This is a genomic window from Microcoleus sp. N3A4 (assembly GCF_036701805.1).
In the GTDB taxonomy this organism is placed as follows: domain Bacteria; phylum Cyanobacteriota; class Cyanobacteriia; order Cyanobacteriales; family Microcoleaceae; genus Microcoleus.
Map to the genome: position 1 here is coordinate 1 of NZ_JAUBRJ010000146.1, position 4,441 is coordinate 4,441.

The window sequence follows — 4,441 nt, forward strand, 5'->3', positions numbered from 1 at the left end:
GCTCAAGCCCTACAATTAGCTTACCACAGCATTCGTGCCAAAGATAAAACCTTCAACCTTACCATTGAAACTGACTACGACAAATCAATTGAAGAACTAGATGTCGCCTTTTCCGATCTCAGCCGCGCCTTAATTAACATCATCGATAATGCTTGCTATGCCTCCCATATTAAACAGTTTAAAATAACCGCAGATTTCAATCCAACAGTTTCTATCACCACTAAAAATCTAGGCACAACAATAGAAATTCGCATTCATGACAACGGTATCGGCATTCCTCAAGACAACCAACAAAAAATATTCCTCCCTTTCTTCACTACCAAGCCTCCCGGACAGGGAACAGGTTTAGGTTTATCCATCACTCACGATATCATTGTTGGACAACATCGAGGCAATTTGGAAGTGCAGACAGAACCCGGAAACTACACCGAATTTATCATTACTTTGCCCAAAAGTTAAATAGGGCTTGCTGAATAATCGATCGCATATTGCGTGGCCTGGGTTTTCGATCGCGCGATCGAGAATAAAGTGCAAGATAAACAGGTAAAATAGGTCAAACTAGGGTCTGCTCCTACCCCCTCAGAGAATTTAATCCCCACACTTGTAGGCGCACGGTAAAGCAGTAGGGAACTGCGGTATTCTGGTTGTCTTCCGATAAAGCTTTGACTTTTTATCCAATAACTATATTTTTGTCAATACTTAAGATTTAATTAATTAAATCTTAAGTTTTTGTTTGATATTGAAAGTAATCTTCGATACAAAGGTAAAATATCAAAAACTGATAACATGATATATCAACTCAAGGTGCATCAGTATCATGCTTTTTCACTACTGTACTCCTTTAAAGATATACAATGAGAACCCCTCTACCCGGATACCAACTGATCTCCCCCATCCACGAAGGTACAAAAACCGTTATTTATCAAGGTCGCTACGAATTAGAACACACTCCTGTCATCATCAAAACTCTCAAAGCCGAGTATCCGACCCTAGAAGAAATCGCCCGAATCAGACACGAATATCAAATCCTCCACTCTTTAAACATCCCAGGCATTATCAAGCCGATCGAATTAAAACCTTATGAACAGGGACTTGCTCTGATTCTAGAAGATTTTGGCGGACAGCCCCTCAAACAATATATTAACTCCCAAAAAACGAACTTAATTAACTTTCTTCAAATCGCCGATCAACTCGCCCAAATTCTCGGACAACTGCATCAAGAAAAAATTATTCACAAAGATATTAAACCTCCTAATATCCTCATAAAACCAGAAAGTAGGCAAATCAAACTCATCGACTTTAGCATCGCCACCCGCCTAGAAAAAGAAAATCCTACCATCAGTAACCCCAACTACATCGAAGGCACTCTCGCCTATATGTCTCCCGAACAAACTGGGAGAATGAATCGGTCAATTGACTACCGCACAGACTTTTACTCCCTTGGTATTACCTTCTACGAAATGCTTGCAGGTCAATTACCTTTTAATTCTAATGACCCAATGGAATTGGTGCATTGGCACATCGCAAAACAACCCAAGTCACTAAATCAGCTAAATCCAGAAATTCCTAAAACGGTTGTTGACATGGTAATGAAATTATTAGCCAAAACTGCTGAAGAGAGATATCAAAGCGCTCGTGGACTTTTCGCCGATTTAGAAGAATGTCTTAAACAATTAGAAGAATCTGGACAAATTAAAGATTTCACGGCGGGTAAATTGGATCGATTCGGTCAATTTCTCATTCCTCAAAAGCTATATGGACGAGAAACAGAAGTTGCAACCCTAATGGCAGCCTTTGAACGAGTTGCAGTTGGCTCAACAGAAATGATGCTCGTCAGTGGTTATTCAGGGATTGGAAAAACCTGCGTTGTGCAAGAAGTTCACAAACCAATAGTCCGCCAGCGCGGTTATTTTATCGCCGGCAAATTCGATCAATTTAAAAAGAATATTCCATATTCAGCCTTAATTCAAGCTTTTCAAGAATTAATCCGGCAACTGTTAACAGAAAACGCTGAAAATATAGGAATTTGGAAAGAGCAACTTGTCGAAGCTTTGGGACAAAATGGACAAGTAATTATCGACGTGATTCCCGAAGTAGAACTGATTATGGGCGAACAGCCAGAAGTTCCTCAGCTAGGCCCAACTGAATCTCAAAATCGCTTCAACCGAGTTTATAAACAATTTATTCATGTATTTACTAAGCCAGAACATCCCCTTGTTCTGTTCCTAGATGATTTACAGTGGGCAGATTCAGCGTCTCTGAAGTTGCTCCAACTCTTGATAACAGACACCGATAGCGAATATCTGTTACTAATTGGAGCCTATCGAGATAACGAAGTCAGCCCAACTCATCCGACGATTCAAACCATTGAAGAGATTGAAAAAACAGGTGCGGTTGTAAATAATATCGTCCTCCAGGCTTTAGATATTAGCAACGTCCGTCAATTAGTAGCCGATACTCTTCAGGGAGATAAGTCAAGAGAATTAGCAGACCTACTCTTCAATAAAACTCAGGGAAATCCTTTCTTCCTAACACAACTTTTCAAGACTCTACACTCTGAACTACTGTTAAACTTTGAGTTTATCAAAAGTTGCTGGCAATGGGACATTAAACAGATTCAATCCCTGGGAATTGCTGATTATAACGTTGTTGAACTGGTAGCCAGAAATATTCAAAAACTGCCAGAAGCCACACAGCAAATATTACAATTAGCCGCTTGTATCGGCAACCGCTTTAACTTAGATGTCTGCGCGATTGTTAATGAAAAATCACCGCTAGAAACAGCCGATGATTTGTGGTCAGCACTTCAAGCAGGTCTAATTTTGCCCCTCAGTAACGACTACAAAATTCCTCTAGCTTTTCAGTCAGAAGAACAGGTAACGCTACTTTTTGATGAATCGAGAGTTGGCTACAAATTTTTACATGACAGGGTGCAACAAGCAGCCTATTCAATGATTCCTGAAAATCAGAAAAAAGCAACGCACTTGAAAATTGGTAAGTTATTGTTGCATCAATACGCAGAAACTTCGCTGGAAGAGAATATATTTGATATTGTCAACCAGTTAAATATTGGAGTGGAATTGATCGCGCAGCCGTCAGAAAAAAATGAACTTGCCAACTTTAACTTAATAGCTGGACGCAAAGCAAAAGCAGCAACAGCTTATAAAGCCGCTGTCAGATATTTGAATCAAGGGTTAGAACTTCTGCCAGAATCTAGCTGGAAAAATTATTATGAATTAACTCTGGATATTCATATAGAAGCACTAGAGAGTGAATATCTCAACATCAATTTTGACCGAGCGCAGTATTTATCTGAGATAATTTTGTCCCAAGCTAAAACGATTCTTGAAAAAATTAAAGTATATGAATTAAAAATTCCATTTTATTTTTCCCAAAATCAAATGCAAGCATCGGTAGATACAGCATTGCAAATTTTACAATTATTGGGAGTTAATTTGCCTAAAACTCCAAGCAAAATAAATATTATGCTTGGCGCTGTTCGGACTAAATTAGCAGTAGGTAATAGGCAAATTTCAGATTTAGCAAAGCTGCCAGAGATGACTGACCCTTACAAACTCGCAGCCATGCGAATTTTAGTGAATTTTGTTCCCGTTGCTAGTAATGCCAAGCCGCTTCTTTTTCCACTGGTTGTCTTTAAAATGATCGACCTCTGCCTGACTTATGGTAATTCACCTCTTTCTGCTTTTGCGTATTGTATTTATGGCACACTTTTATGTACAGTAATGGGAGATATAAATAATGGATATAATTTTGGTCAACTGTCTGTAAATCTATTGGATCAATTTAATGCCAAAGAAATAAAAGCTAAAGTTTATTATATGTTTAACGCTTTTATCAGGCACTGGAAAGAACATATTAAGGAAACAAAAGAAGGTTTAATTCAGACGTTTAATAGTGGATTAGAAGCGGGAGATATGGAGTATGCTGGTTATTCGATGTTGATCTATTCTGCTAACCTGCTGTGCAGTGGAGAAAATCTGGATTCTGTAGCTAGATATCAGAAAAATTTGAACTATTTTACTTTAAATAATAAACAAGAATTAACTAGAGATTTAGCACTACCTATAAATCAATTTGTTTTAGATATTATGAGTTATTCAGTAATTAATTCTCAACTTATTAGCAAAAGTAAGAGCGAAGAATTAATCAATGTTTTTAAGACTAATAATACAGCGATTGCGTTTCTATACATAAATCAATCCATTCTATTTTTTTTGTTTAAAGATTATATGCGATCTATAGAAACTTTTTATTTAGCAGACAATATAAAACAAAATTTGGTTGGGTTGCTTCACATAGCCCAACACAATTTCTACTATTCTCTAGCCCTCCTCGCGCACTATCCAGCCACCACCAAAACCGAACAAAAGCAATACCTGAAAAAAGTAGCATCCCATCAAAAACAAATGAAAATCTGGGC

General features: G+C 37.9%; 2 protein-coding genes. Both read left to right on the plus strand.

Features of this window, described 5'->3' with window-relative positions:
• Positions 1-459, plus strand: a 459-nt coding sequence (locus QUA56_RS36180) for an ATP-binding protein (protein ID WP_333368747.1), incomplete at its 5' end; no start/stop codon positions are given.
• Between the two features lie 395 nt (positions 460-854).
• On the plus strand, positions 855-4,441 hold a 3,587-nt coding region (locus QUA56_RS36185; RefSeq protein WP_333368749.1), incomplete at its 3' end, for a serine/threonine-protein kinase PknK.